Source organism: Flavobacterium sp. GQ95 (genome assembly GCF_059758655.1).
In genome coordinates, this window is the sequence record NZ_JCAXEB010000006.1 from 339,446 (window position 1) to 363,688 (window position 24,243).

The 24,243-nt window shown below is 33.2% G+C and carries 23 protein-coding genes; 4 read left to right on the forward strand and 19 right to left on the reverse strand.

Annotated features, from left to right (window positions below; all coding sequences use genetic code 11):
• Positions 1-67: 67 nt before the first annotated feature.
• The 5 genes from AC6CH4_RS14105 to AC6CH4_RS14125 all read right to left on the reverse strand — a co-directional run bounded on the left by AC6CH4_RS14105 (position 68) and on the right by AC6CH4_RS14125 (position 9,497).
• A complete protein-coding gene (locus tag AC6CH4_RS14105; protein ID WP_498103936.1) occupies positions 68-1,381 on the reverse strand; it encodes an APC family permease in 1,314 nt (437 codons plus the stop codon).
• A 140-nt stretch (positions 1,382-1,521) separates the two neighbouring features.
• Positions 1,522-3,426 carry a S9 family peptidase gene (locus AC6CH4_RS14110; RefSeq protein WP_498103938.1) on the reverse strand — a complete coding sequence of 635 codons (1,905 nt, stop codon included), beginning with the start codon at positions 3,424-3,426 and terminating at the stop codon, positions 1,522-1,524.
• 195 nt (positions 3,427-3,621) lie between these two features.
• Positions 3,622-5,919 (reverse strand): TonB-dependent siderophore receptor, encoded by a 2,298-nt coding sequence (locus tag AC6CH4_RS14115; RefSeq protein ID WP_498103940.1) that lies wholly within the window; start codon positions 5,917-5,919, stop codon positions 3,622-3,624.
• Positions 5,920-6,209: 290 nt separating this feature from the next.
• Complete coding sequence (locus AC6CH4_RS14120) at positions 6,210-6,935, reverse strand: DUF4198 domain-containing protein (protein ID WP_498103942.1); 726 nt, start codon at positions 6,933-6,935, stop codon at positions 6,210-6,212.
• A 132-nt stretch (positions 6,936-7,067) separates the two neighbouring features.
• Positions 7,068-9,497, reverse strand: a complete 2,430-nt coding sequence (locus tag AC6CH4_RS14125; protein ID WP_498103944.1) for a TonB-dependent siderophore receptor — start codon at positions 9,495-9,497, stop codon at positions 7,068-7,070.
• A 245-nt stretch (positions 9,498-9,742) separates the two neighbouring features.
• Here AC6CH4_RS14125 and AC6CH4_RS14130 point away from each other — a divergent pair, with 245 nt between their 5' ends.
• A complete protein-coding gene (locus AC6CH4_RS14130) occupies positions 9,743-10,903 on the forward strand; it encodes an MFS transporter (protein WP_498103946.1) in 1,161 nt (386 codons plus the stop codon).
• Between the two features lie 107 nt (positions 10,904-11,010).
• Here AC6CH4_RS14130 and AC6CH4_RS14135 read toward each other — a convergent pair whose 3' ends face one another.
• The 7 genes from AC6CH4_RS14135 to AC6CH4_RS14165 form a co-directional block, all read right to left on the reverse strand.
• Positions 11,011-11,466 carry a hypothetical protein gene (locus AC6CH4_RS14135; RefSeq protein ID WP_498103948.1) on the reverse strand — a complete coding sequence of 152 codons (456 nt, stop codon included), beginning with the start codon at positions 11,464-11,466 and terminating at the stop codon, positions 11,011-11,013.
• Positions 11,467-11,477: 11 nt separating this feature from the next.
• The gene (locus tag AC6CH4_RS14140; protein ID WP_498103950.1) at positions 11,478-11,957 is read right to left on the reverse strand and encodes a hypothetical protein; all 480 of its coding nucleotides are present in this window, start codon (positions 11,955-11,957) and stop codon (positions 11,478-11,480) included.
• A gap of 36 nt (positions 11,958-11,993) precedes the next feature.
• Positions 11,994-12,470 (reverse strand): DUF6265 family protein, encoded by a 477-nt coding sequence (locus tag AC6CH4_RS14145; protein ID WP_498103952.1) that lies wholly within the window; start codon positions 12,468-12,470, stop codon positions 11,994-11,996.
• A gap of 254 nt (positions 12,471-12,724) precedes the next feature.
• Positions 12,725-15,028: a type IA DNA topoisomerase gene (locus AC6CH4_RS14150; RefSeq protein WP_498103954.1), complete on the reverse strand. Its 2,304-nt coding sequence runs from the start codon at positions 15,026-15,028 to the stop codon at positions 12,725-12,727.
• A gap of 407 nt (positions 15,029-15,435) precedes the next feature.
• A complete protein-coding gene (locus AC6CH4_RS14155; RefSeq protein ID WP_498103956.1) occupies positions 15,436-16,593 on the reverse strand; it encodes an FAD-dependent oxidoreductase in 1,158 nt (385 codons plus the stop codon).
• Between the two features lie 61 nt (positions 16,594-16,654).
• Complete coding sequence (locus tag AC6CH4_RS14160; RefSeq protein ID WP_498103958.1) at positions 16,655-17,410, reverse strand: helix-turn-helix domain-containing protein; 756 nt, start codon at positions 17,408-17,410, stop codon at positions 16,655-16,657.
• 99 nt (positions 17,411-17,509) lie between these two features.
• Positions 17,510-17,881 carry a VOC family protein gene (locus AC6CH4_RS14165; RefSeq protein WP_498103960.1) on the reverse strand — a complete coding sequence of 124 codons (372 nt, stop codon included), beginning with the start codon at positions 17,879-17,881 and terminating at the stop codon, positions 17,510-17,512.
• A gap of 227 nt (positions 17,882-18,108) precedes the next feature.
• Between AC6CH4_RS14165 and AC6CH4_RS14170 the strand changes: the two genes are divergently transcribed.
• Positions 18,109-19,083, forward strand: coding sequence for a hypothetical protein (locus AC6CH4_RS14170; protein ID WP_498103961.1), 975 nt, complete (start codon positions 18,109-18,111; stop codon positions 19,081-19,083).
• Between the two features lie 12 nt (positions 19,084-19,095).
• Positions 19,096-19,494: a hypothetical protein gene (locus AC6CH4_RS14175; RefSeq protein ID WP_498103963.1), complete on the forward strand. Its 399-nt coding sequence runs from the start codon at positions 19,096-19,098 to the stop codon at positions 19,492-19,494.
• Positions 19,495-19,558: 64 nt separating this feature from the next.
• Here the strand turns inward: AC6CH4_RS14175 and AC6CH4_RS14180 are convergent, their stop codons facing one another.
• The 7 genes from AC6CH4_RS14180 to AC6CH4_RS14210 form a co-directional block, all read right to left on the reverse strand.
• Positions 19,559-19,996: an ankyrin repeat domain-containing protein gene (locus AC6CH4_RS14180; protein ID WP_498103965.1), complete on the reverse strand. Its 438-nt coding sequence runs from the start codon at positions 19,994-19,996 to the stop codon at positions 19,559-19,561.
• 331 nt (positions 19,997-20,327) lie between these two features.
• A complete protein-coding gene (locus tag AC6CH4_RS14185; RefSeq protein WP_498103967.1) occupies positions 20,328-20,777 on the reverse strand; it encodes a hypothetical protein in 450 nt (149 codons plus the stop codon).
• A gap of 73 nt (positions 20,778-20,850) precedes the next feature.
• Positions 20,851-21,162 carry a hypothetical protein gene (locus tag AC6CH4_RS14190; RefSeq protein ID WP_498103969.1) on the reverse strand — a complete coding sequence of 104 codons (312 nt, stop codon included), beginning with the start codon at positions 21,160-21,162 and terminating at the stop codon, positions 20,851-20,853.
• A gap of 252 nt (positions 21,163-21,414) precedes the next feature.
• A complete protein-coding gene (locus tag AC6CH4_RS14195; protein WP_498103971.1) occupies positions 21,415-21,846 on the reverse strand; it encodes a copper resistance protein NlpE N-terminal domain-containing protein in 432 nt (143 codons plus the stop codon).
• Positions 21,843-22,286: a hypothetical protein gene (locus tag AC6CH4_RS14200; RefSeq protein WP_498103973.1), complete on the reverse strand. Its 444-nt coding sequence runs from the start codon at positions 22,284-22,286 to the stop codon at positions 21,843-21,845. The genes AC6CH4_RS14195 and AC6CH4_RS14200 overlap by 4 nt, the downstream gene beginning before the upstream one ends.
• Positions 22,287-22,360: 74 nt before the next feature.
• Entirely contained in the window at positions 22,361-22,705 is a 345-nt protein-coding gene (locus tag AC6CH4_RS14205) for an avidin-fold protein (protein WP_498103975.1), read from the reverse strand.
• Between the two features lie 573 nt (positions 22,706-23,278).
• Positions 23,279-23,641 (reverse strand): hypothetical protein, encoded by a 363-nt coding sequence (locus AC6CH4_RS14210; protein WP_498103977.1) that lies wholly within the window; start codon positions 23,639-23,641, stop codon positions 23,279-23,281.
• Positions 23,642-23,877: 236 nt separating this feature from the next.
• Here AC6CH4_RS14210 and AC6CH4_RS14215 point away from each other — a divergent pair, with 236 nt between their 5' ends.
• On the forward strand, positions 23,878-24,111 hold the full coding sequence (locus tag AC6CH4_RS14215; protein WP_498103979.1) for a hypothetical protein: 234 nt from the start codon (positions 23,878-23,880) through the stop codon (positions 24,109-24,111).
• The last annotated feature ends 132 nt before the right edge of the window (positions 24,112-24,243 follow it).

A 24,243-nucleotide genomic window follows, 5' to 3' on the forward strand; every position in this document is an offset into this window, starting at 1 on the left:
ATTGAAAGAAATAATTCGTCAATTCGCGGCCATTAAATATTAAGTGCTATTTTAAAAAAAATTGCTTTTACTTCTTCTTCCTCAAAACCAAAAATAAAGGATAAGAAACAATCGTAATTCCCACAATAATAATAAAGCTTTTAGGATCACTGTAAATAAATCCCATCAATAATGCGATAGAAGCTATGATTGCAATAAATGTCGTCCATGGATACCAAAATGATTTGTATGGCCTTGGTAAATCAGGTTCTGACTTTCTAAGTTTTATCAGAGAACAATAAGCCAATCCCCAAACAATAATAGAGATAAAGGCAGCAAAGGAAAACAAAACTTCAAAAGAACCAATGCATATTAAAAATAAGCTGACAAATGATGAAACTAAAAGTGCCACAATTGGTGTTCCGCCTTTATTAACCATAGTTCCTTTTTCAATAAAAAATCCATCACGGCTTAATCCGTAAAGAATTCTTGGCGGAATCATCATAAAAGCATTCAAGATACTGATTAAAGAGAAAATAGAGATAACCGTTACGATTATAGCGCCATTTTCTCCAAAAAGAATCTTGGCCACATCGGCAGCAGCCAGATTTGATTTCGCTAAAGTTGCAATTGGTAAAACATGAAAAAATGCCACATTTACTAAAACATAGATGGCAACAACTAGAATAACACCACTGTACAATGATTTCGGAATATTTTTACCCGGATCATCATTTTCTTCGGCAAAAAAGCAAGCGCTGTTCCAGCCATTATAAGTTCCGATAATAAGTTGTAATGATTTAAAAAATCCAAATAAAAGTCCGATTTGAAAAAACGAATTATCTGTTTTAATTACCGGAACGGCAACACCTGAATATATAAAACAAGCCACAACCAAAGCTACAAAACAAATGACTTTAAGCAAACTTGTAATTTGTTGAATTGTACTTCCGTTTTTAACGCCACTCAAATGAATTAATACAAAAGCAGCCAATAAAGAAATAGCCATAACCATTGAATAATTGGCAAGGGCAGGAAACAAAATAATCATGTATTCACTAATGACAATACAATAAAATGCAGGCGGAATTGCATTGCAGATATAATCGTACCACCCAGATAAAAAACCGGCATATTCGCCAAAAGCTCTTTTAATATAATTGTAAGATCCTCCAGCTTTTGGGAGCATAGTAGCAAGCTCTGCATACGAATTGGCACCAATTAAAACATATAAACCGCCAAAAAGCCAGGAAGCAATTATAAGCCAGTAATTATCTAACATTCCGGCAATAGTTCCAGGCGTTCGCAAAATTCCAACTCCAATCGTTCCTCCAATTAATACTGCGATATTAAAACTTAATCCAAGCGTTTTTTTTAATTGGTTTGGTTTGGAATCTGACATAGAATTTTGTTTTGTTGAAATTAGAATGTTTTGGCAAAAGTAAAGATATTTAAAGCACTTTCTTCTTTGAAAATAAAAAACCTCATCTATTGCTAAATGAGGTTTTTAAAAGGTTTTGTAAATTGGAATTCTGTTTTGTTTTATTTTTTTGCTTTCAGATATTTATCCAAAAAGGCGAGTGTTTTCTTTGATGTAGTGATTTGATTTTCTTTTTTCTGAAAACCATGGCCTTCATCAGGATAAACAACATATTCTACAGGAACACCATTTTTCTTCACACCGGCTACTATTTCATCACTTTCGACAGGCAGGACTCTGACATCATTTGCGCCCTGAAAAACGAGCAATGGTTTGTTTATTTTTTGATAATTAAATAATGGAGATATCTTTTTCAGGCGTATACTATCAGAAGTATACGGATCTCCTAATTCATCATATAGTGCGACACGAAAGGCTTCCCAATAAGGCGGAATACTTTTTAAAGTTCTTATCCAGTTGGCAACACCAAACAAGTTGACACCCACTTTAAATTCCTCAGGATGAAATGCCAACGCACCTAAAACCATGCAGCCACCATAACTTCCTCCATAAATACCAACTGAAGTTGAATCGATATAATTTTGTTGTGCCAGCCATTTTTTACCCCAAATACAGTCCTTCAGGTCACCGTTGCTATGATCTTTGTTGTCTAGTTTGTAAAATGTTTTTCCGTAACCGTTGCTGCCCCGATTATTGACCGCCAAAACAGCATAACCATGATTAACTAAATATTGAATACTGTTTGAATATCCAATTCGGCTTTGTCCCCCCGGTCCACCATGAACCCAGATCAATGCTGGCACCTTGCTGTTTTCTGATGCCTGTAAAGGTTTGTAATAAATTGCCGGGATTTCTTTTCCATCAAAAGATTTAAATCGGACTACTTCTGCTTTTACAAGGTCATTTTGATCAATTTTTTTGCTTAAGGTTGAGGTTAATTGTTTTAAAGTTTTAGTAGGAATATCATATACATATAAATTTGGCGAACTGGTACTGCTTCCAACTGTTAGTAACAATTTGTTTTCGCTGTTAGCTATAATTACGTTTTGAACATCGCCATCTTTCAAATCAGGAAAGTCTATCTTTTTTCCAGTTTTATGGTCGAAAAGAATAACCTTATTTTTACCGTCATCGTTGATGAAAACGATATGATATTTTTCATTTTCGCTTAGACTCATATAATTCACATCCCATTTGTCTTCGAAAATTTTTTCAGATTTTCCTGTGTTTAAATTGTATTTTACCAAATAACTAAATTGACTATCATCGTTCGTTGAGTAGTAAAAGATACTGTCATTTTTTTCGAAAGCCATCGGAATCCAGCTAGCTTCTTTGTCGGAACTGATTTTTTTAGTGGTTTTGGTTTTACTATCATAAATATGCAGTTCATTTTTATCTGTTGTAATTTCTTTTGTTAACGCTATATATCTTTCAGTTTTACTGATTACCGATGGAGTTAAACCTGTCTCGTTTTTATATAAAATGGTAGGTTTCCAGCTAAGTGTGTCCAATTTCATAATATCAAAATATTTTACATCTCGCTTGTTACTGCTTACGTACATATTTTTCTTATCGAGACTCCAGCCAACAAAACTATTAGCGCTATTGGACCAGGGTGTAATGTCTTTTACGGAAGCATCGTTTCTATTCATTAGATAGAGGTGTGTATTTTCATTTCCCCCTTTATCAGATGAATAAATAAATTTTGAACTTCCAGGCAAATAATCAACAGCATAATTGCTTTCTGTTTTAGATTTTGTAAGTGCAAGAGAGGTAGTATCTGCAAGATTTAATTCATACAGATTTGCAATTCCGGTAACATTACTATTAATTAAAATTTTAGTTTCATCCTTATTAAAACCAGCTGCACCAATTGCTTTGGTGTCATAAAAATCCTCTACAGCATATTGTTTGGGTATTCTTGCCTCTTCTTTATTTTCTTCTTTTTTGCACGAATTGAATATTAGCACAGAAAAAACGCCAATTATAATAAACTTTTTTTTCATTTTATACGGTTTTAAATTATTGGTTATCAGTTGTTAATAATCAAATTTAAACAAAAAAGTATTGAATAGAAAATAAAAAACCTCATCTATTACTAAATGAGGTTTCTATTGAAATTTAAAAACCAAAACTTCTTCTGCTTTCAAAGAATGAATAGACAGAAAAAGCTTTGGGTATAAAAAATCTAATTCAAATTTTTAGAACTTGTATCGTAAACTTGTCATGATTTGACGAGGAGCGATAGGGTTCACACTATAATTTTCGTGAACTGTATAATTCAATTCGTTTGTTATGTTTGATAATCTGCATAAGATTGAGAATTTTTTCCATTCATATCCAAGAGAAGCATCTACAGTAACATAACCTTCCAAAGGAATATCACGATCTCTAATTGTTACCGTATATGTTTTTGGATTGGTTGAAGGTGTGTTTTCTGTCCATAAATAATCATCATTCCAACCTCCAGTACGGTCACCAACATAATTTCCAATCGCTCCAAAAGTCACTCCTTTTAATAAACCACTAGGTAATTTGTAGAAAAAGCTCAAATTGGCAGTATTTTTTGGAGTTCTTGCTAAAACATCTCCAACAACAAGGCTACCGCTTGTGCCAGATGATTTAGATACTTTGGTTTCATTAAAACTATAACCAGCCATAATGTTCAAACCTTCTACAGGTGTCGCCGTAATATCTATTTCAACTCCTTTTCCTTTTGTTGCTCCAACTAATTCTTTTAAATTAGTATTAACGTTTTGTGTAACACCGTCTGATAAATATTGAGCCGTTTGTGCTAAATTATTATTTGTAATTTGATATACTGTTACGTTTGTTGTCAAAAAGCCTCTAAAGAAATCTTTTTTCACACCAACTTCATATTGATCTATAATTGATGGATCTAATGGTTTTGAATCTACGGTTGTCCCTGTATTTGGAGTAAAAGAATTTGAATAACTTGCAAACAAAGACAAATCTTTAGTAGGTTGTACTACTAAACCTGCTTTAGGTGAAAAAGCTTTGTTTATAGTTTTAGCACCAGTTACAGGTAGTGCATCTTCGTAAGCAGTTGTAATGACATTTACATTATTCTTTTTCTCTATCACTTCTTTTGTAGTAGTAGCTTCGCTTTGCTGCCATGACCAACGTAATCCCGCCAGAACTTTTATGTATTGATTTATCGAAACTAAATCTTGAAAATAGGCTCCAAAACGTTGCGTTTCTGTACTGGTTAATTGAGTAGTTCTTGTTGGATAAGGAATAATAGTAGTTTGTGTGCTATAATCGTAAGTATATAAGTTTATAGCGGTAGCTTCTGTTGTTAAAAGGTCTGCAGGTTTTCCAGGAGCAAAGAATCCAAAAGTATAATTTGGAGCAAGTGAATTTTCGTAATCTACTCCGGTAAATATTTGATGTTTGATGCTTCCTGTTTTAAAATTTCCTTGTAAACTTATTTGATCACCAAAAATTTGTTCGGCACCGTCAGCTTTTGTTAAACCACGTTTCCAGTTTCCATTAGCTTCAATTGTACTTAGCTGCGCTGTAGAGGTTTGTGTTCTTCTGTAAGATTGATAAGAAGAATTAAAATTTAATTTCCAGTTTTTGTTGAAATCGTGATTAAACAATAGGGAAGCACTAGAAGATTTAGTATTTGCGGTTGACCAAAGTGCTCCGAAGAATTCGTTACGAGGCAAGTCCAGAATTGTTTTACCATAAATACCTGTACCAAAATCAGGAGTCCAGTCGGCACTTAAATAATCCCCTTGTAATGTAATTTGGGATTTATCTGAAAGGTGGAATAAAAAGGACGGGTTGATATAAATACGCTCGTTTTTCACATAATCTCTAAAACTTTCAGAGTTTTCATAAGATCCGGTAAATCTGTATGCTATAGATTTATTTAATGGTCCGTAAAAATCAATAGACGGTTTGTAGTAAGAATAGCTTCCCATTTGCATAGAAACTTCTCCACCGCTTGTGAATTTTGGTGTTTTAGTAACCAAATTCATGATTCCGCCCGGAGCAACATTCCCGTATAATAAAGCTGAACTACCTTTTAGAAATTCCACTTTTTCTAAAGAGGAAACTTCTGGTATTGAACCTGCATTATATCGGAAACCATTTTTAAACATATTATTGGCACTCATATCATATCCTCTTGAAAAGAATGATTCCTGCGCACCACCACGTGCAGATCCTACATAAACACCGTTTAGATTTTTTACTACTTCACTCAATCTTATTGCTTGTTGCTGTTCGATTACTTCACTACCAATAACCTGAACGCTTTGTGGTAAGTCCATAACTTTAATACCTGAACGAGCTGCTTCAATAGGCTTTTTAGGTTTATTTGGTGTAATTAATACCTCATTAAGAATTTCTCCTTTTTTATTTTTTACAGTATCATTTACAGTAGAAGAAGTATTTTCTGCCGTTGTGTATTCCTGGCTATAAACTCCAAAACTTAGCAAAGACAAAGCAAGTAGTAAACTATGTTTCATGTTCTTTATTTAGATTTAATAAAAATAATTTTTTGTGCAAATATAAGGTTAGATTAATGTTTTAACAAAATTTAACAATGTATTTTCTTGCTTAAACTTCCATTAGTTTTATCTTAAGATTTGCTTAAGAATTTGTGTCTTTTATTTTAATTCATTATAAATAAAAATTAATTTCCGAATGATATATAAGTCTTATTTATTGTCCTAAACTCTTGAAAAGAAAAAAACCTTGCTCAATGAACAAGGTTTTAAACTAAGACTAATTTTGTATTTAAAAATGAAGGGTATTATTATTTTACTGTAATTAAATAAGTTGCCATTTTCCAGATTTCATCATATTTTTTACCGTTATGCTCACCTGAAGCTTTTTCAGTATAAGCAAATTCTACCATGTAGTTTCCTGGCCAGATTGGTGTAAATGAAACTTCTCCGTTTTCATTACTCCATAATTCTTTTTCCCAACCGTTTGGAGCAATCACTTTCATTTTTTGCTCTTTGGCAATTTTACCTTCATATAAAGCATTTACATTGATTTTCGTATTTTGCTTTGCCGTTAAAATATCTTTAGAAAATAAACTGATAACATTTGAATTTGCAATGGCTTCATTTCCTTTGGCAGCATTACCAACTGTAACGGTAGCACTTGAATTGTAATCTAAAACCATAGTTCCGTAAACATCTTTTACTTTATGATGCATTACAATTGTATAAACGCCATCTTCATCAGGTGTAAAAAATGCCTGGTATTTATTGTCTAAAGCTTTCGCTGAAAGTTTAATTTCTTTTTTTGATGGACTGATTACAACCAGCGAAAAATCTTTTAAATCTGAAAACCATTTGTCAGCTTTTGTAATATCATTATCTGAAAATTCCCCAAAGTAAACAGAGATTTCCTGTGCTTTTCCTTTTGTTCCTGTCGCTTTAGTTTCGATCCAAAGAGCGTGAGCGAATAATTGAGGACTTGCCACTAACATAAAAAGAAAAAAGGTGATTTTTTTTAAAGTATTTGATTTCATAAGATCAGGTTTAAAATTGTTAAGTATGATATTTTTCACAAATCTAAAGCTTATTTAGAACAATTAAAAATAAAAAAGAAGCTAATTTTTTAAATTAACTTCTTTTTGGAGTTTTAAAAGTATTGTAGCTTTTTAGAATTTATAGGTGAAACTAGCCACCGCATTTCTAGGTTTTTGTGGATTTAGTGTAGACCATCCACCATTAAAATAATCCTTATTGGTCATATTATTAATGTTTAAAGCAACACGGAATTTATTTGTGTTGTAAAATACAGAACCATTAAGAACGGTATATTCCGGCAATACAAATTTTCCGGTAACAGAACTATCCAGAATTGCATTTTCACTTGCATAATTTCCTCCAAAACCAAGACCGAAATTTTCTAAGAAACCTCCATCAAATTTATAAGTTGCCCAAAGGTTAACTAAATTTTTTGGTCCTGCCCAAAATGGTCTTTTTCCTTGTTCTAACCAAACATTTCCTTCATCACCTTGTGTAATTTCACTATCATTATAGCTATATCCGGCAATAATACTTAAGCCTTTTATTGGAGCAGCGTTCAAATCAATTTCAAAACCTTTGCTTCGTGCTTCACCGCCTTGTGCGCTGTACATAGGGTTGCTGGTTACTAAATTGGCAACGTTAATGTCATAGTAACTTATAGTTCCGGTTAATTTATCTGAAAAAAGATCAGCTTTTACTCCAAATTCTAATTGATTGGCATGTTCTGGTTCAAAAGTTTGAGTTCCTATTATATTTCCGTCATCATCGTAATTCACGCCCGGAGCAATATTTCTAAAACCATTCATATAATTGGCAAAAACAGATAATTTATCCTGAATTGGTTGGTATACTAATCCGAATTTCGGAGATAACGCCGTTTGTGTATAATCATCACCATCTGCATTTGCATTTCCTTCAGTATCAAAATAATCAACTCTCAAACTTGCCATTGCCAATAATTTTGGAGTAATATTAAGTACATCAGAGGCATAAGCACTGTAAGTTGCATCTTGTGGATTGTAGTTTCCTGCAGGCTCATTGGCAAGAAGTCTGTCGACAGAAGTTTGGGTTAGAAAGTTTGGCGCATCTTCGTCAAATTGTCTTACTTCGCCTTGTGCAGTAACATTGTACAATTTTCCATATCCGGAACCGCCGTACATTACATTTCTGTCAAAATAATCTAAACCAACAACTAAGCGATTACGCATTTGACCGATTTTAAAATCGCCAATAAAATTTTGCTGAATATCAGTTGTAATAGTTTGCGATTGCTCTTTTGTAATCCATAATCCAAAATCACCATTTCCATCTTCGTTGTCATAGATATATGAATAATATCCTCTTGATTTAGAAGAACTTCTTGATAATACGGTTTGCGAAGTCCATTGATCAGAAATCTTATAAGTCATTTGACCCTGCAAACTGAATCTCGGATTTTTCATCCCTAAATCATTGCTGTAAAAAGACAAATTAGTGTTATAGTTTAATTCGTCTAAATTGGCAAATTGCAAAGGGGCATCTCTTCCTAAAAACAGCATTGAGGGCGTTGTTTTTTCTTCCTGCATAAATTCAGTATTGATAAGAAAAGACAATTTATCATTTACTTTATAAGATAGGGAAGGAGCTACAAAAAAAGAAGTGCGAAATCCGGAATCCTGAAAACTATTTTCAGTTTGGTAAGCCGCATTAATTCTGAAAGCGACATTATCAGCATCATCAAGAGGTGTATTGATATCGGCAGTCACTCGGTTTAAACCAAAACTTCCCACGATATAAGAAGCTTCTCCACCAAAACCGCTGTATGGTTTTTTAGTAACTGTATTGATAAGTCCACCGTAACTCACTAAACTACTTCCGAATAAAGTTCCGGATGGGCCTTTGATCACTTCAATTCGTTCTATATTTGCCGGATCTAAACTTCCATTTGTTAAACCTGGCAATCCGTTTACGATATTGGCCTGAACCTCAAAACCACGTAAAGAATAATACGATCCACCATCTCCACCGCGTCCTGTTGATTCCCATAATTTCTGAATTCCAGGTACATTTTTCAGTGCATCTTCATAATTTGTGATGATTTGTTCTTTCATTAATTCAGATGAAACAATGTTGTATACCTGTGGATTTTCAACGTTTTTCAAAGGCATTTTAGAAACATAAGTACTTTGTTTCGGGAAAGTTTTTCCTCTGTTATTGGTTATGATAACTTCTTTTAATTGTTTATTAGAAACTTTTAATTGCAAATTAAGAGTAGAAGTTTCATTAGATGCAACTGTAACTTCCTGCTCTAAAGTTTCATAACCCGTTAACGAAACCTGCACAGTATAAGTATTTGGTTTTACTCTGTTAAATTCAAATGCACCATCTTCATTACTAATAGTTCCATATTTTGAATTTTTAAGAATAATGTTAACACCAACTGCCAGTTCTCCGTCAGAAGTTGTAATTGTTCCTTTGATTTTTCCGAAGTTTTGCTGGGCAAAAGTATTATTTGTAAAAATGAGAAATAAACATATAATAGCAAGAATATGCTTTTTACTGAGATTTAAATAATTCATAATTTTTCTTTTTGGATTAATTTCATATTGTTGTTATTTAGAATAAATAAAAACAATGCAAATGTAAAAATTAATATTTCCTTAACAAATATTATTTTACGTGATTTGATATACTTTTTGTTATATAATTGTTGATTTGTTTTTTTTGAATATGGTTATTTGAATTTTATTGAAAAACCTTCAAAAAGGTAGAAGGTCGTTGTTAAAAGCCTTAATTTTGCAGCCGAACAAAATGACACAATTTCATGATCATTCCCTTTTTAAAAAAAATAAAAGGTTCTCCAAGAGGATTTAGATTAGCCAATACCGTATTTTTTTTCCTTTCCGGATTTGGATATTCTTCCTGGGTATCCCGAATTCCACATATACAAGCAGAATTACATTTATCTGAAGCGCAGTTTGGGGCTGTTTTATTTGCATTTCCGATTGGTTTAATGCTGACAATGCCTTTCACCGGAATGTTATTGAATAAGTACAGTAGTCGTTACATCATGTTGTTGGGAGCAATCCTGTTTAATATAGCACTTTCGTTACCGGGCTTGGTTGCTTTTGTATGGCAGTTGGTTATAGTACTTTTAATCTTTGGAGCTTCTCGTAATATTTTTAATTTATCCATTAATGCGCAATCGCTGGAGGTTCAAAAATTATATCCAAAATCAATTATAACCCGTTTTCATGCGGTTTGGAGTATTGCTGTTTTTTCTGGAGCAGGTTTAGGTTATGTAATGGTTACACAACATATTGCACCATCCTATCATTTATTGGGAGTAAGTGTTTTTATGATGGGACTTACGGCTTGTTTTTATCCCATGAGTATTCATAATGATCCAGTACCCGTTAAAAAGAAGTTCTTTTCGATGCCTGAAAAAAATCTCGTTAAGTTTGCCTTAATCTGTTTTGTCTCCATGGCTTGTGAAAATACGATGTACGATTGGAGCGGTATTTATTTTAAAAATATATTGCATGCCTCCCCAAAGTTAACCAGTGCAGCTTTTGTATTTTTTGCTACCGCAGTAACGTTAGGACGTTTGTTTGGTGACTATGGCGTAATGAAATTTGGTACCAAACGAATTCTGTTTTATAGCGGTATTTTAATCACGGCAGGATTTGGCATTTGTTTTATTCTTCCCTATGCGTATCCAACTATTTTTGGTTATGTTTTAATTGGAGTAGGGGTTTCTTGCGTGGTTCCGCTAGTGTTTGCTATCGCCGGTAGATCGTCAAAATTGAGCAGCGGTTCTGCCTTAACTTCTATATCTACTGTTGGTTATCTTGGGTTTTTGCTTGTTCCGCCAATGGTAGGTTTTATATCCGAATATCTAAGTATGAAATGGGCGTTTTTAATAATGGCGCTTTTAGGAATACTGATGATTTTTATGGTGAATAAGATTGGGGAGAATGAATAGCCAGGTTTGCCACGAAGGCGCGAGGACGCTAAGATTTTTTGTTGGGGTTTAGACTGGACTGAAGTCCAGCCGAACAAAAATGGTAGAACCGATGTTTTTTTTAATTTTTAAAATTCGTTTAGATAATCTTTCCATTTTTGTTTTTCAATGATATAAGAGTATTGTAAACCCTTTTCATAGATTCTCACCTTATTTTTAAATTGAAGCGTATCAACATAAAATAGATCCAGTTCTTCTTTTTTATTTAAAAAATGAATAGAATAAATAGCTAGAGGACAACAACAGTATCCAGTTTTTTTAGCATTTATAAATAATCTGTCAAAGCTTTCAAGTTGTTGCTTATTTACAGCTTTAAATTCTTTTTTTGAAGGGAAAAATTCAACATCTGTTACTCTTCTTTTCGTAATTGTTGTATCGTATAGTTTGATAATTATTTCAGTACTGTTAGATTTTGTTTTGTTAAAGGAAAAATTATCAATAATATCGTTTAATGTATTTTCAATTGTTGAATTACAACCTACAATCAGAATTGAAGTTAGAATTAAGAAGAAAGTTCTTTTCAAATTTTTAATTTTTATTTATTACTTTCTAATGACTCACAATTTTGAAGTGAATTTTTAGATTTTAATTCTTTTTTAAATTCATCAGGTAACTGCAAGTTATAATAACAAAAGTCCTTTATCTCATAGACTTGAGTTTCTTTATTAAATAAAATTGCGTGTGAAGAACTATAATCTGAATTATAATACCATACGTCAAAATTTATATCGACATATAAAACCCAATAATGATATTTGCTGAAAGTTTGATTTAGGCTTTGCTGAAATAGTATTTTGTTTCTCGAATTTCTAATGGCAAATATTAGCGAACCATCTTTTAATTCTTTAACTAAAAGATTTTTTCGTTGATGTGGATTTGAATAAATCCCAGCTTCATAAATAAAACCTGATTTGAGGTTTTTATAATCCAATCCTGGATCTCCACACGATATAAAAAGAGAAAGTAAAAGAAAATGAAGAAATAGAATTTTTACTTTTTTTATGATTTCAAACATTTTACTCCTTACTTTTAACTGTTAACATAAAAAAAACTACTTCTTAGTCATAACAAATTTCTCCTTCGTCATCTTCCCTTGTAAATTCCCTGAAATCTCAGCAGTCAAAGTATTATTAGCACTTTTTGTATAAGTAATTTTTTGAGGATAATCGTGTGATGGATTTTCGAAAACCAATTTGTTTTCGCTTTCTGTAGTTGAACCAAAATCGATGGCTTTGTCGTTGTTTTGACCGTTTACGGTTGCGCTATACAATAACATTTCACCTTTTTGTGCCAAAGTTATTTTTTCAGAATGTAAAGTGTCATCGCTTTTGATAAAATACGAAGTCGCAGTAAAAGTACTGTCATTTACTTTTTGCCAGCTTTCCGTCAAAACGCCGTCTTCTGTTTTATTTTCCCAGGTTCCAATAAGCCAGTCGGCCAGTTTGATTTTATCTTTTTCAACTGTTTCAGCTTTTTTACAAGATACAACGGCTAATAAAACAAGTAGAAGAGTGGTTTTTTGAAACATATTTTTGGTTTTAGGTGTTAAATAGTACTACTAAAGTATGAAAAAAAAGCTTTACCAAGACCCAAACGAAGGGAATAGGTCGAAGCAATTTCAATATTTTTTATTTCACACAGATTTTGCAGATTTAGGCAGATTAATTTTGATTTAGAATTGTATACATCTGCGTACATCTGCTTAAATCTTTTTTAAATCTGCGTGAAATAAAAAATCATTTTAATCCTGTATCCCGATAACTATCAGGAGTGGCAAAAACTTTAAACACTTTCGCTTAAAATAGCATAAACCAATTCCTTCGTAGGTTTTTGATCTTTTAGTTTCGCTCTGACCTCATCAAAAGTGACTTTAAAATTACAACCCAGTTTATAATCGCTGCAACCGTAGGCTGTGTTTCCTTTTAGAACCGTACCTTTTTTACATTTTGGACATGCTAATGCATCTGATTTAACTTCCGGTTTTGCTTTTCGAGCTGTTTTTTTTGCTTCTAATTTAAGTTTGTAGTTTTCTTCAAAACGAATTAAACCTTCTACGGCACCGGCTTCGGTTTTAAAGCCTTTTATGTTTACAGTTGAGCCTTTTTGAAGCAATCGCATATATTGACTCTCCGTTATTTTTTTATCGGCAAAGACATAAGGTAATACAAAGTCACAGCCTGATTTGTATTCAGAACAGCCATAAGCCGATTTCCCTTTGATCAGATTTCCTTTTTTGCATTTTGGGCAGGCTTCCGCTAAAATTCCGGCTGCTTTCTTTTGTTCGACTTTTACCGCTTCTTTCTGAACATTTCCGGCATGCGAAATATTGGCGTGTCGGGTTTCACTTCGGACTTCCGTAACCAAAGCTTCAACCATGCGTTTCATGTTTTTTATAAAGGCGCCGGCAGTATAAGTTCCTTTTTCGATATCTTTCAATTGCTTTTCCCAGGATCCTGTCAGTTCAGCCGATTTGATTAATTCATTCTGAATCGTTTCAATTAGCTGAATTCCGGTTGGCGTTGGTAATACTTGTTTTTTGTTTCGAACGATATACTGACGTTTAAAAAGCGTTTCAATAATATTCGCACGTGTTGACGGACGACCAATTCCGTTTTCTTTCATCAATTCGCGCAAATCTTCATCGTCTACCTGTTTTCCGGCAGTTTCCATGGCGCGCAGTAAAGTTGCTTCCGTAAACTGATTGGGTGGTTTGGTTTCTTTTTCTAAAAAGGAAGGCTCATGCGGACCTTTTTCTCCCACAACAAAACTCGGTAATATATCAGCTTCTTTTTCTTTAGCATTCGGATCTTCAAAAACAACTCTGAAACCTTTTTTCAGAATTTCTTTTCCAGTCGTTTTAAATAGTACTTCGGCCGCTTTTCCAATTACGGTTGTATTGGCCACCAGACAATCATCATAAAATACCGCAATAAAGCGCTTTACAATTATATCGTAAACCTGTTGCTGATTGTACGGCAAATTGATTTCTATTCCGGTTGGAATAATCGCGTGGTGATCCGTAACTTTTTTATCGTTGAAAACCTTTGGCGATTTTTTTATTTTTTTCTCTAAAATGGGTTGCGTTAACGTACTGTAATTCGATAATTTTTGCAGAATTCCTGGTACTTTCGGATAAATATCACTTGGTAGAAATGTGGTGTCAACTCTGGGGTACGTAACGACTTTTTGCTCGTACAAACTTTGCGCAATTTTAAGCGTTTCATCTGCCGAAAACCCAAATTTGGTATTGCAATAAACCTGCAAACCCGTTAAATCAAACAGTTTGGGAGCAAATTCGTTTCCGTTCTTTTTTTCAACTGAAACAATTTCGAAGTCACTTTCTTTAACTTTATTGGCTAAAAGCTCTCCGTCTTCTTTATTCAGAAAACGGCCTTCTTCATAACTAAAAAGTGTTTCCCGGTATAAAGTCTGTAATTCCCAATAGGGTTGAGGTTTAAAGTTCTCAATTTCTTTAAAACGTTCCACAACCATTGCTAAGGTAGGTGTTTGTACACGGCCGATAGATAATACTTGTTTATAACCGCCATGTTTTACGGTATACAAACGTGTAGCATTCATTCCCAGTAGCCAGTCGCCAATTGCTCTGGAGAATCCGGCGTAGAATAAATTATCGTAGTTCGCAGAGGGTTTTAAGTTTTCAAAACCTTCTTTTATAGCTTCTGTTGTCAAAGACGAAATCCACAAACGTTGTACTTCGCCTTTATAGTTGGCTTCGTTCATCACCCAACGCTGAATCAATTCTCCTTCTTGCCCGGCATCCCCGCAGTTTATAACCACTTCTGCTTTGTCGAATAAACTCTTAACAATTTTAAACTGCTTTTGGATTCCTGAATTTTCAACCACTTTGGTTTCAAATTTCTCAGGAAGCATGGGCAGGTTATTCAAATCCCAGCTTTTCCAGTGTGGTTTATAATCGTTGGGTTCTTTTAAAGTACATAAATGCCCAAAAGTATAGGTCACGGCGTAGCCATTGCCTTCGTAATAGCCATCGTGCTTGGTATTGGCACCCAAAACGGATGCGATTTCACGTGCTACACTTGGTTTCTCGGCAATACAGACCTTCATTTTCTCTTTCTTAATTGGAAAGCGAAATTAGGGAATTATTATAAGAAAGTTGCTAAGTTGCTAAGGTTCTAAGATACTAAGTTTTTTGTATTGTAGGTAAGAAGCTGGCTATGAAGTTTTTTTTTAAGTTTGTTTTGTTTTAATCTCGCAAAGCCGCGAAGACGCAAAGTTTTTTGCTGCAAATTATTTCACGCAGATTTTAAAAAGATTTTAGCAGATAAATGCAGATTTTTTACAACTTATTTTATTTTAAAAAAAATCTGCTTAGATCTGTTTAAAGTCTGCGTGAAATAAAAACTTGTTGTATTGGCGAGAAAATTTAGCACCGCCTTTTTAGAGTGCGATTTCTTCGTTCCTCGAAAGGATTTTGCTTGTGTTTTTTCTTAGTTTCTTAGAACCTTAGCATCTTAGTTACTAAAAAACTCAAGCATCGTTTTCAATGCCTCTTTTGAATGCATTTTTTCACCATTTTCAAGTGATTCCTGTGCTGCTTTTGATGCTCTTTGACGCATATTTATTTCATAACTGGCAATGGCTTCCTGCAGTGTCGCATATTGATTTAAAGTCAGGTATTCGCTTAATTCCAAAGCATCAAGCATGGCCATATTAGCGCCTTCGCCGGCAAAAGGCGGCATAACGTGTGCGGCATCGCCAATGATGGTTACGTTGGGTAAAGTTTCCCAGGTCTGATCTAAGGGTATGCAATTAATAAGACGCGGAATAAAAGGTACTGAAACATTTTCGAATAATTCATGCCAGACAGTACTCCATTCCGGATACGCTTTTTTAAACCAGTCTAAAATTTGTTCTCTATCAGCGTAATCTAACCCACTGTCGATGGACCAGTTTTCATCAGCTTTAAAGCTGGCATAAAAACCAAGAGCGCCGTCACCTTTTTGTCCCATTAAAATGTTTTTTTCATTTCCGAAGGCCATTATTTTACCTCCCTTTATTACCGAATGCAGGTGTGGTGCCGCTTTTTCAGAATCGTAAATATTGCCCTCCAGCATTGTTATGCCTGAATAAAATGGTTTTATGTCTGTGATGTAGGGACGGATTTTAGAATTGGCACCATCAGAACCAATTACAAGATCAGCGTAAACGGATAAACCGTTTTTGAAATGCAGCAGCCAGCCTTCGTTTTGTGGCTCCATCGAAATAAAATGGCTGTCCCAAACTACGGTTTCAGCCTGCAAGGATTCTAATAGTATTTTTCGCAGTACACTGCGGTCAATCTCTGGACGAAAATAGGCATTGTCAAAATCTTCCTCAAGATTCGTTTCGTGATCGCTGTAAAATACTTTTGCCTGTTCGTCTAAAAGGAGTGTTTTATCTGCACCAGGCATAAAGTTAGTTCTGAATTCTTCAAATAAATTGGCTTTGCGAATAGCAGCTAAACCTGAGTCATCATGTAAATCCAGTGGAGAGCCCTGTACTCTTGCATTTTTATTTAAATCTCTTTCATACACTTTTACATTTACGTTTTGCAATTGTAAAAGTCTGGCTAATGTAAGTCCGCCGGGACCGCCGCCAATGATCGCGACTTGTTTATTTTCTAGTAACATTCCGTTCAATTTTAAATTAATTTCGTTCCGTTTGGCTTCTCAGCCTTTGGTCGGAACAAAATTATTGTTGTTTTAGAACGGATAATAGTATAAATCGGTCATCTTTATTTTTTAGCAATTCGCTGGGTACAACACCGGAGAATTTTTTTATTTCTTTGATGAAATGCGTTTGATCGGTGAAGTTTAATTCGGGGAAAAGTCTGCCTTTTGCAATATGCTCTAATGATGCCTTGAAGCGCAGGATTTTGCAAAATGCATTTAATGAAAGTCCGAATTGTTTATTGAAATACCGATTGATTTCACGGCTGCTCCAGAAGATTTCTTCTGAAAGCTGTTGTATTTTTATTTCACCGTTTGATTCGTAAACCAGTCTAAAAAGTTTACGCTTTCTTTCGTCGATTTTGGCAGGCAAAAGTTCCTTTAATTTTCTAGCTATTTTAGAATGAAAGGTCTCAAAATCTTTTAAATCACCAGTGGTAAATTCCCAAAAGTCATTAGGTAAAACTTTGGCACTATTTAAAATATCGGCAATAGAAGTCTGTAAAAGATATTCAGCTCCCAAGGGTTTAAAACTAATTTTAAAAGCGATTGTATTGGCTGGAATAATTTGTTGCTCAGGCACATTTTCAAGACCAATAAGTGCAACCTGAAAGGGCTCCGATTCAGATTGCATAAAAAACAAATCAATTCTTCCGTCTGGCATTAAGACCACTTCCATGGCTTTGTTTGACGGATTATGAAACATCCCGATATTTTCTACAAAGTCAGCAAGTGCCTGGTCTGGTTCTACAGCTTTATAATAGAAGTCATTGTTCATTGAAGAGAGATTTTAAGATGCTAAGACGCTAAGTTTTTGGTGAGCAAGAAGAAATCACATTAATAATAAGCAAATCTAAACAATCTCGACAGAAGATATTTACTCGCTCTTTTTTTGCAGATTAAAAACAGTACCGGAAGGATCCATAATCCAATGCATGTTTTGAGGGATTTCTTCAATTTCATCGCAAGTCGCTACGCCATTTTGTTTTAAATAATCTGTTGCTTCTTCAACATTCGGTACTGTTAATTGTAACCAGGTTTCAGAATGCGTATAATTGTCAACACAATCCAGCCAAATGACATTATTTCCAAATTGAACTGAATGTGTTCTTGAAACTGTCGGATTAGTTATAGGTACTTCTTTAACTTCCAGTTTTAAAATGTCGCGGTAAAATGCTACCGTTTCATCATATTTTTGTTTAGGCAGTTTAATGGCAATATTAATTCCTGCTTCAAATGATGTTTCCATAATTAAAATGTATTTGTTTTAGTAATTGCTTTTTATTGTCGGAGCAAACTGTAATGCCGATATCAAATTAGAATAAATATAGAAATATAATTAGGAAAAACACCCCTTAAGAAAGGGTTTTTATCCTTGATAAATACTCAGGTAAAGAACAGAAATTTGTTTTGATTGTTAGTTAGCCCAGACTTATAGCGTTGGGTTGAAAATAAAGTAAAATAAATTTAAATGTCATGAGAGTATGTAGAGAAGTTAGCCGCTGGATAACAGAGAATGTTCAACAGCCAGTAGAAAATTGGATAAACAGAGAAGAACGCAGGTGTAGGGAACAGTCTTGTAACTGGTGGTGCCTCTGTTGTAACAAATGGTTTTGCTGGATCGTACTTGTTGCGGTATTGGTAGTAACCTGGATTATAGTAACCATTTCTAAATTGATCACAGAGGTTATCTGTACTGTAGTGGGACTAGTTCTGGATCTTGTTGGGTTTGTTATTAACCTAATTTTGAGTATTCCGATAATAGGCGGAATTATAAGAACCGTTATTAACTGGATAACCGAAATTGTCTGGAGAATTGTTAGTTTACCTGATTTTTTAGCGTCTCTTGTGGGGATTCGTCTTTTGAAAAAAATGTATGTTAAGCTTATTATCCTGAATAATAATGGAACTCCTCATACTGATGAAGCCACAGTAATTAGAGGAATCAGGACAGCACAAAATATTTTTAGAACACAGTGTAATGTTAATCTGATTTATACTGGTGCTTGTGTTCCAAAGCTGAATACACCTGGTGATGCTAATAATGTTGAATGTGGTGCAGGTGGATTCTTTTCTGATTGGTGGATTGGTGGTTCCTATTATGAGTTGGTTTCTGCAGATTGTGCTTTTGAAGATGGATTGAAACGAGCGCTTGGTTATGGATCTGAATTAATTGTTTTTGTTGTTCAGAGTATCACACCGGATCGAACTGTAGGATGTAGTTTTGCCGCTACCCATAATTATATATTAGTAGAACCGAATATAAGTGGAATTCAATCTATTGCACATGAAATCGGCCATTCCTGCTTAATGCCGCACAATGAGGATAGTCGAACTAACCTTATGTTTCCATCGATTAGTGTTGACAGTGCTGGTGAACTGGTTAATTTTAATATGACGAATCTGCAAATTGCTACTTTACGTGGTTCAAGACATTGCGTTTATATTTAATTCCGAATAGTGATGCGTACAGATATTTCTTTTTTTGTTATTCGGTGTTTTGATGATTTGCTCTATCTAAAATCAATCAGGTCTATATTTCATAGATATAATGCGGTGAAATTTGACATGGAAAATTTAGATGAGGAAGTAGCATCAAATTGGGAACAAAAAATAAACAGGCTATATAAAGCTTGCGGGTGTGGTGAAGGAAAGTTTTTTGTCTTTGTTTTTTTTCTAATCGCTATGGGGTGGAAATACAGCCAAAAGCAGCTTTTTTTAAGCTGGCCAACAATTGGTTTTGTTTTTCTAATGTGTCTTATAGGGGCTTTTTTAGGAAAAGCTTTCGGGCAATATTTGGCTTTCAAAAAATTAAAAAAGATTATTAACCAGTTGGAAAGTTCAAATTGGAATTTTTACTGATGTTATAATAAAGAAAAACTACAACTTATGGTTGTAGTTTTTTGTGTTTTATTTTGTTTCTTGCTTATTTAAGAAGCTCAATAATCTCAGTATTCTTCACTTCCTGAGCGGCTTTTAACGCGGTCATTCCATTCATGTCTTTAGCGTTTTTGTCGGCTCCTTTTTTCAATAGTAATTTGGTGAGTTCTACGTTCTGATTGTTTGCAGCCCACATTAAATTGGTCATTTTAAAACCATCCGTTTGATTAATGTCAGCTCCGTTTTCAATTAGATATTTTGAAATTTCAAGTTCATCATTTACCACCGCCTGCATTAATACTGGGATATAAAATGAGTCATTAATTTTTCTCACATAGTTTACTAGTGATTTATCTGTTTCAATAATGTTTTTTACGGCATCTAAATTATGATCAAAAATGGCTTTAAAAAGTTTTTCTCCAGACGATTGAGAATAGCTGCTTATTGAAAATCCTAATAAAATTAAAAGTAATAATTTTTTCATTGAATTGGTTTTGATGTTGGTTTATGGAATTTTAATATCGTTTTGTTTGAATTTTTAGTTTTTTAGTATTCATGTTTGCTTTTTTTATTTTTGATGATAAAATTAGTTTAATTCATTTTCTGGTTCGGTCTTATCATGATATGTTTCGGTTCTGTCATGAAATTTTTAAGTGATAAACCTAAATTTTTACGTTTGACAGATGAAATTTTTACCTTTTGTATCTCATTTTTTAGGTTGCTGACCTAAAATTTTGTCCCTGCATAGCTAAAGTTTTACGTTCATTCATCAAACACTTAATAATATAGCCTAAACGCAGTATGAAAATGAATTTTTAATTGAGTACTTGCTTCACTTTAGTTTCAGATATCTTCTGAAGCGCACTGTTGTCATGAAAACTCCAAATGACCAGAAACTTACCTTTGGTAAAAATTTGTTCCGGATGTTCTGCGGTTGGTTTATTTTCTTTTCCCCACAATAAGCCTTTTACAAAGGCTTCTCCTGTAAAGTCTTTTTCAAACTCAAAATACATAATATTCCCGTTGTCGTTTTTAGATTCAAAATTTTGTACCGATTTGTTTTTTGCTTTTCCAAGAAATGCACTGTACATCTCTGTCTTTTTATAAAAGAGACAGGCTTGAATTGAAATACAATTTGGAGTTTCTGTCATAATATATTCTTTCGGCATTTCACTATTCTCAATTTTTAATTGGTCAATAGTCTGGCTAAACATATTTGTATGTGAAATTAGAAAAAAGAATAGGGAGTAAATGGTAGTTTTCATAAAGGGTTTTAGTTTGTTTTTAATTTTGGTTGTATGTCGAAGATATGGCTCAATATCTGGATCTTCTATTGAATTAATACTGCAGATTTGTATTTCTAACAATAAAATCAATGGCTAGTTTTACTTTTTCAGATTTAGAGAGTCTCAAAATCTTTTTATAAGCCTTAGTTTCATCAACCATACATATGGCAAAACTAGTTTCCGAATAATTTAAATTGGGTTCCCAATAACGTAATCTTTTAATGTCGTAGGTATAACCATAGTTTGTTGAAAGTTTTCCATTAATTATAGAAAGCTGTTGAAAATCTGATATATTAATTACTGTTTTTCTTAATACAAATCCAAACAAAAAAGTTGCGGTGTAAAGTTCTTGATTTTCGCTCAACAGACCTTTTTTAGTAAATAAAATAGAAATGAAAATAAGAATCAAAAAGAATAAAACTATTTCAATGTTATAGTAAGATTTAAAATCAAGTGAGTTTAGTATTCCGAGAAATACCATTACAGTAATAAAAGTCAAAATAATTAAATTTTGAAACTGTTTAAAATCTAAATATTTTTCCAGGATAATTTTCATTTAGTCGACTTGTAAATTTATCAATATGAAACTTTGCAAAGGCTTGATTTTTACACGTATTTATATTTTAAAAACATCAAGTCTCTCCATCCAGAAAATTCCGGACTCCAAAAAAGTAAGTCTCGTTTTAACGATTTGATCTGATTTGTCTCTCGGATTTTTAGTTTTAAATCGCGCCGTTGAATTATTAAAATCCAAAGTATATTTTTCATCAAAGTCTTCTTGTTTGTTTGAAGAAAAAGTAATCAGATTGTCTTTTGAAGTCCATTTTCCTTTTCCGGATTTATTTACTTTTGGAGGAACACCTCCCTTAATATACGAATACGAATGAAATACAAATGTTCCATCTTGATTTAAAGTCAGTTTATATTCAATTACACTCTTTGTTTGTGTGTCTTCAAGTGTACGCTGATATTCGCCAGAAAATTGATTCGATTGTGCGAATAAGGTTAAATTGAAAATTAAAAATAGGGTTGTGGTTAATAGTTTCATTTGATTGTTTTTTTATTTTTCTTTTTATAATATGGAAAAACCCATAGATCATATCCATCAGGAGCATAAGTAGGACAATTTTCTATTTTGCATATCTGAAAGGAACGAATTACATTTTCATAGGTAGTTTTTTTACTAAATTTTAGATGAATACCTTTACTTGTATCCTCTTCCTTTATTATTTTTTGAATTTCAAGCTGAAAATTATTTAGAATACTATCATCATATTTTTCATTTCCATTAAGTTGCATAGTAATTATGGATTTTGTTTTTACATGATCTTCTAAAGTGTATCCCATTCTTTTTTCAAAGTCTTTATCCCTATAATAAATATGCGTGGCTTTTTCTGCGAAAGTATCATTTCTTATCATCCATAAAAAACAAGCTGCAACAAAAAGGATAAAGAATGCTCCATAAATATAATAGGGTTTTGTTTTCATTTATAATGTATTTGGTGGATTAAAATAATTATTTGCCATGAAGTTGTGTGCGCACGATTATGATTGTTGTATGGTTACTCAATCTCGAGATATTCAGATCTTCCTTTTGCATTTTCTTCATCGAGCCATTCCCAATCTAAAATCAATTTGATTTTGCCGTTTTCTGTCAGTCTAATTTTTGCTAATGCCTTACCCGCTTTCAATTCATTATCTACTGTTAAACATTGATAAAGCATGTGTAATCTATCATCTTTTAAGTCGGCAATAATTTTTCCGTAGGTTATCGTTCCTCCAGAGTAGTCTGCCGTTACAAGATTGCCTTTTTGCTTATAGTGGAAAACGGTTTGTGTGTTTACTTCTCCATTGTCGGAATTTTCAATAACGGCAAATCTTTTATTATTAAAGTCAAATTTATTCATTTGGAATGTTGGTTTTAATTCTGGTTTGTTTGCGTAGCTTAGGGTAGGAGCACTGCTGTACATTTAGGCATTAAAAATGATCAATAAAATTACAAGTATTCCCAAAAATAGAACTCCAATCATATGATTTGAAGAGCTGTTTTCTTCCTTTTTTCTATTACTGCCAGTTGGTGACCAGAAACTTGAAAATGTAGAAAAATCATTGTCATTAAATACGCATCGTAAGTTTGAATAAAGAAATCGAATTGATGCTCCCAAAAACTCCAATATAGTTCGTCCAGATATTATTTCTTCAAAATCCATTTTTACAGGCAATTATATATTATTTCATTAACATGGCTTGTATCCACGAGCGGGACTCTCACACCAGCGATGCGGAAATCATTTCCCAAACATAATCACTTTTAATTCAAAAACCTTACGAGAAACCGTAATTATAATTTTAGAACGATTCGATAAAAGCCAGGAGATTTTTATCAGGTTTATAGTTTCTAAGAACATAAAAATTACACAAAGTTAGAGATGTTTGCGTAGCGCTTTAGAAGGGACACTTTCAGAGAGCTGGATTAATATTTATTCTAAATCCCATAATAATTTTATTGACGAAACAATTGTCAAAAAGCAAATAATCCAAAATATGATTTGCCCAGCTGCGCCTTTAATCTTTATTCCTGGTACTTCAAATTCTATTTTTCCAGAAACAAACTCTAGAACTAAAACGATGAAAAGCGAAGTAATAGCTGCCATTGGTAGTCCCACAACAACTGGAAAATGTTTTTGCGCAATAGGTAACCAGACTTTAGACTCATAACCTCTTTGAGCCATTATATAAAAAATATAAATAGAAAATAATACAATTAATGTTGCAGCTACCCAAGCCAGGATATTTAAAATTTTTGTTTTTGTTTCGCTATTCTTGTTAGTTTCTGAATTCATATTTTTCACAATTTAAGTTTCTATAATGACGCACAACATTCTTAACGAAAATACGATAATTATTCTATTACAACGATTCGTAAAAAGTCATGAGATTTTTATCAGGTTTATGGTTTTTAAGAACATAAAAAAAGGTTGTATACAATCGGTTGAATACAATCACATAAAAATAATCGATTATACATAATTTCGTTTCCGTGGAAAAAGGAAATTTATATTTCCAAAATTTTAGAATTATGAGCACAAGCAACCTTTCAAAAGAAACCGAAAAAAGTCTAATTGATTTTTTCAATAAATCTGTTGATCCGAAAACAATGGCTAAATTAATAAGGCAACTAAATTATGTAGTTGCTTTAGGCGTTATGAGAGAACATGAAACGCTTCAAAACAATATAACTAATCTGGAAAATAGCTTTTATTGGTTGAATGAGTTAGCCGAAGTTTTAAATCCTTATCTGGATGTTGAATGATTTGAATGCGTAGCGCTTCGGAATGAAGACTTCGGAGAGCGGGGAATCTGATTAAAAAATGCGACATAAACCAATGGCTATTCTGCTGTGAAAACACAGGTATTTACACTAATCATTTTTAAAATGTTTAGG

Bases quoted from the DNA above. Each gene is read 5' to 3' on its own strand.
- AC6CH4_RS14165 (WP_498103960.1), bottom strand. From the start codon at position 17,881: ATGGAAACATCATTTGAAGCAGGAATTAATATTGCCATTAAACTGCCT.
- AC6CH4_RS14140 (WP_498103950.1), bottom strand. From the start codon at position 11,957: ATGTTTGAAATCATAAAAAAAGTAAAAATTCTATTTCTTCATTTTCTT.
- AC6CH4_RS14185 (WP_498103967.1), bottom strand. From the start codon at position 20,777: ATGAAAACTACCATTTACTCCCTATTCTTTTTTCTAATTTCACATACA.
- AC6CH4_RS14160 (WP_498103958.1), bottom strand. From the start codon at position 17,410: ATGAACAATGACTTCTATTATAAAGCTGTAGAACCAGACCAGGCACTT.
- AC6CH4_RS14120 (WP_498103942.1), bottom strand. From the start codon at position 6,935: ATGAAATCAAATACTTTAAAAAAAATCACCTTTTTTCTTTTTATGTTA.
- AC6CH4_RS14180 (WP_498103965.1), bottom strand. From the start codon at position 19,996: ATGAAAAAATTATTACTTTTAATTTTATTAGGATTTTCAATAAGCAGC.
- AC6CH4_RS14205 (WP_498103975.1), bottom strand. From the start codon at position 22,705: ATGAATAAATTTGACTTTAATAATAAAAGATTTGCCGTTATTGAAAAT.
- AC6CH4_RS14215 (WP_498103979.1), top strand. From the start codon at position 23,878: ATGAGCACAAGCAACCTTTCAAAAGAAACCGAAAAAAGTCTAATTGAT.
- AC6CH4_RS14145 (WP_498103952.1), bottom strand. From the start codon at position 12,470: ATGTTTCAAAAAACCACTCTTCTACTTGTTTTATTAGCCGTTGTATCT.
- AC6CH4_RS14105 (WP_498103936.1), bottom strand. From the start codon at position 1,381: ATGTCAGATTCCAAACCAAACCAATTAAAAAAAACGCTTGGATTAAGT.
- AC6CH4_RS14115 (WP_498103940.1), bottom strand. From the start codon at position 5,919: ATGAAACATAGTTTACTACTTGCTTTGTCTTTGCTAAGTTTTGGAGTT.
- AC6CH4_RS14110 (WP_498103938.1), bottom strand. From the start codon at position 3,426: ATGAAAAAAAAGTTTATTATAATTGGCGTTTTTTCTGTGCTAATATTC.
- AC6CH4_RS14175 (WP_498103963.1), top strand. From the start codon at position 19,096: ATGCGTACAGATATTTCTTTTTTTGTTATTCGGTGTTTTGATGATTTG.
- AC6CH4_RS14200 (WP_498103973.1), bottom strand. From the start codon at position 22,286: ATGAAAACAAAACCCTATTATATTTATGGAGCATTCTTTATCCTTTTT.
- AC6CH4_RS14170 (WP_498103961.1), top strand. From the start codon at position 18,109: ATGAGAGTATGTAGAGAAGTTAGCCGCTGGATAACAGAGAATGTTCAA.
- AC6CH4_RS14150 (WP_498103954.1), bottom strand. From the start codon at position 15,028: ATGAAGGTCTGTATTGCCGAGAAACCAAGTGTAGCACGTGAAATCGCA.
- AC6CH4_RS14155 (WP_498103956.1), bottom strand. From the start codon at position 16,593: ATGTTACTAGAAAATAAACAAGTCGCGATCATTGGCGGCGGTCCCGGC.
- AC6CH4_RS14210 (WP_498103977.1), bottom strand. From the start codon at position 23,641: ATGAATTCAGAAACTAACAAGAATAGCGAAACAAAAACAAAAATTTTA.
- AC6CH4_RS14195 (WP_498103971.1), bottom strand. From the start codon at position 21,846: ATGAAACTATTAACCACAACCCTATTTTTAATTTTCAATTTAACCTTA.
- AC6CH4_RS14125 (WP_498103944.1), bottom strand. From the start codon at position 9,497: ATGAATTATTTAAATCTCAGTAAAAAGCATATTCTTGCTATTATATGT.
- AC6CH4_RS14130 (WP_498103946.1), top strand. From the start codon at position 9,743: ATGATCATTCCCTTTTTAAAAAAAATAAAAGGTTCTCCAAGAGGATTT.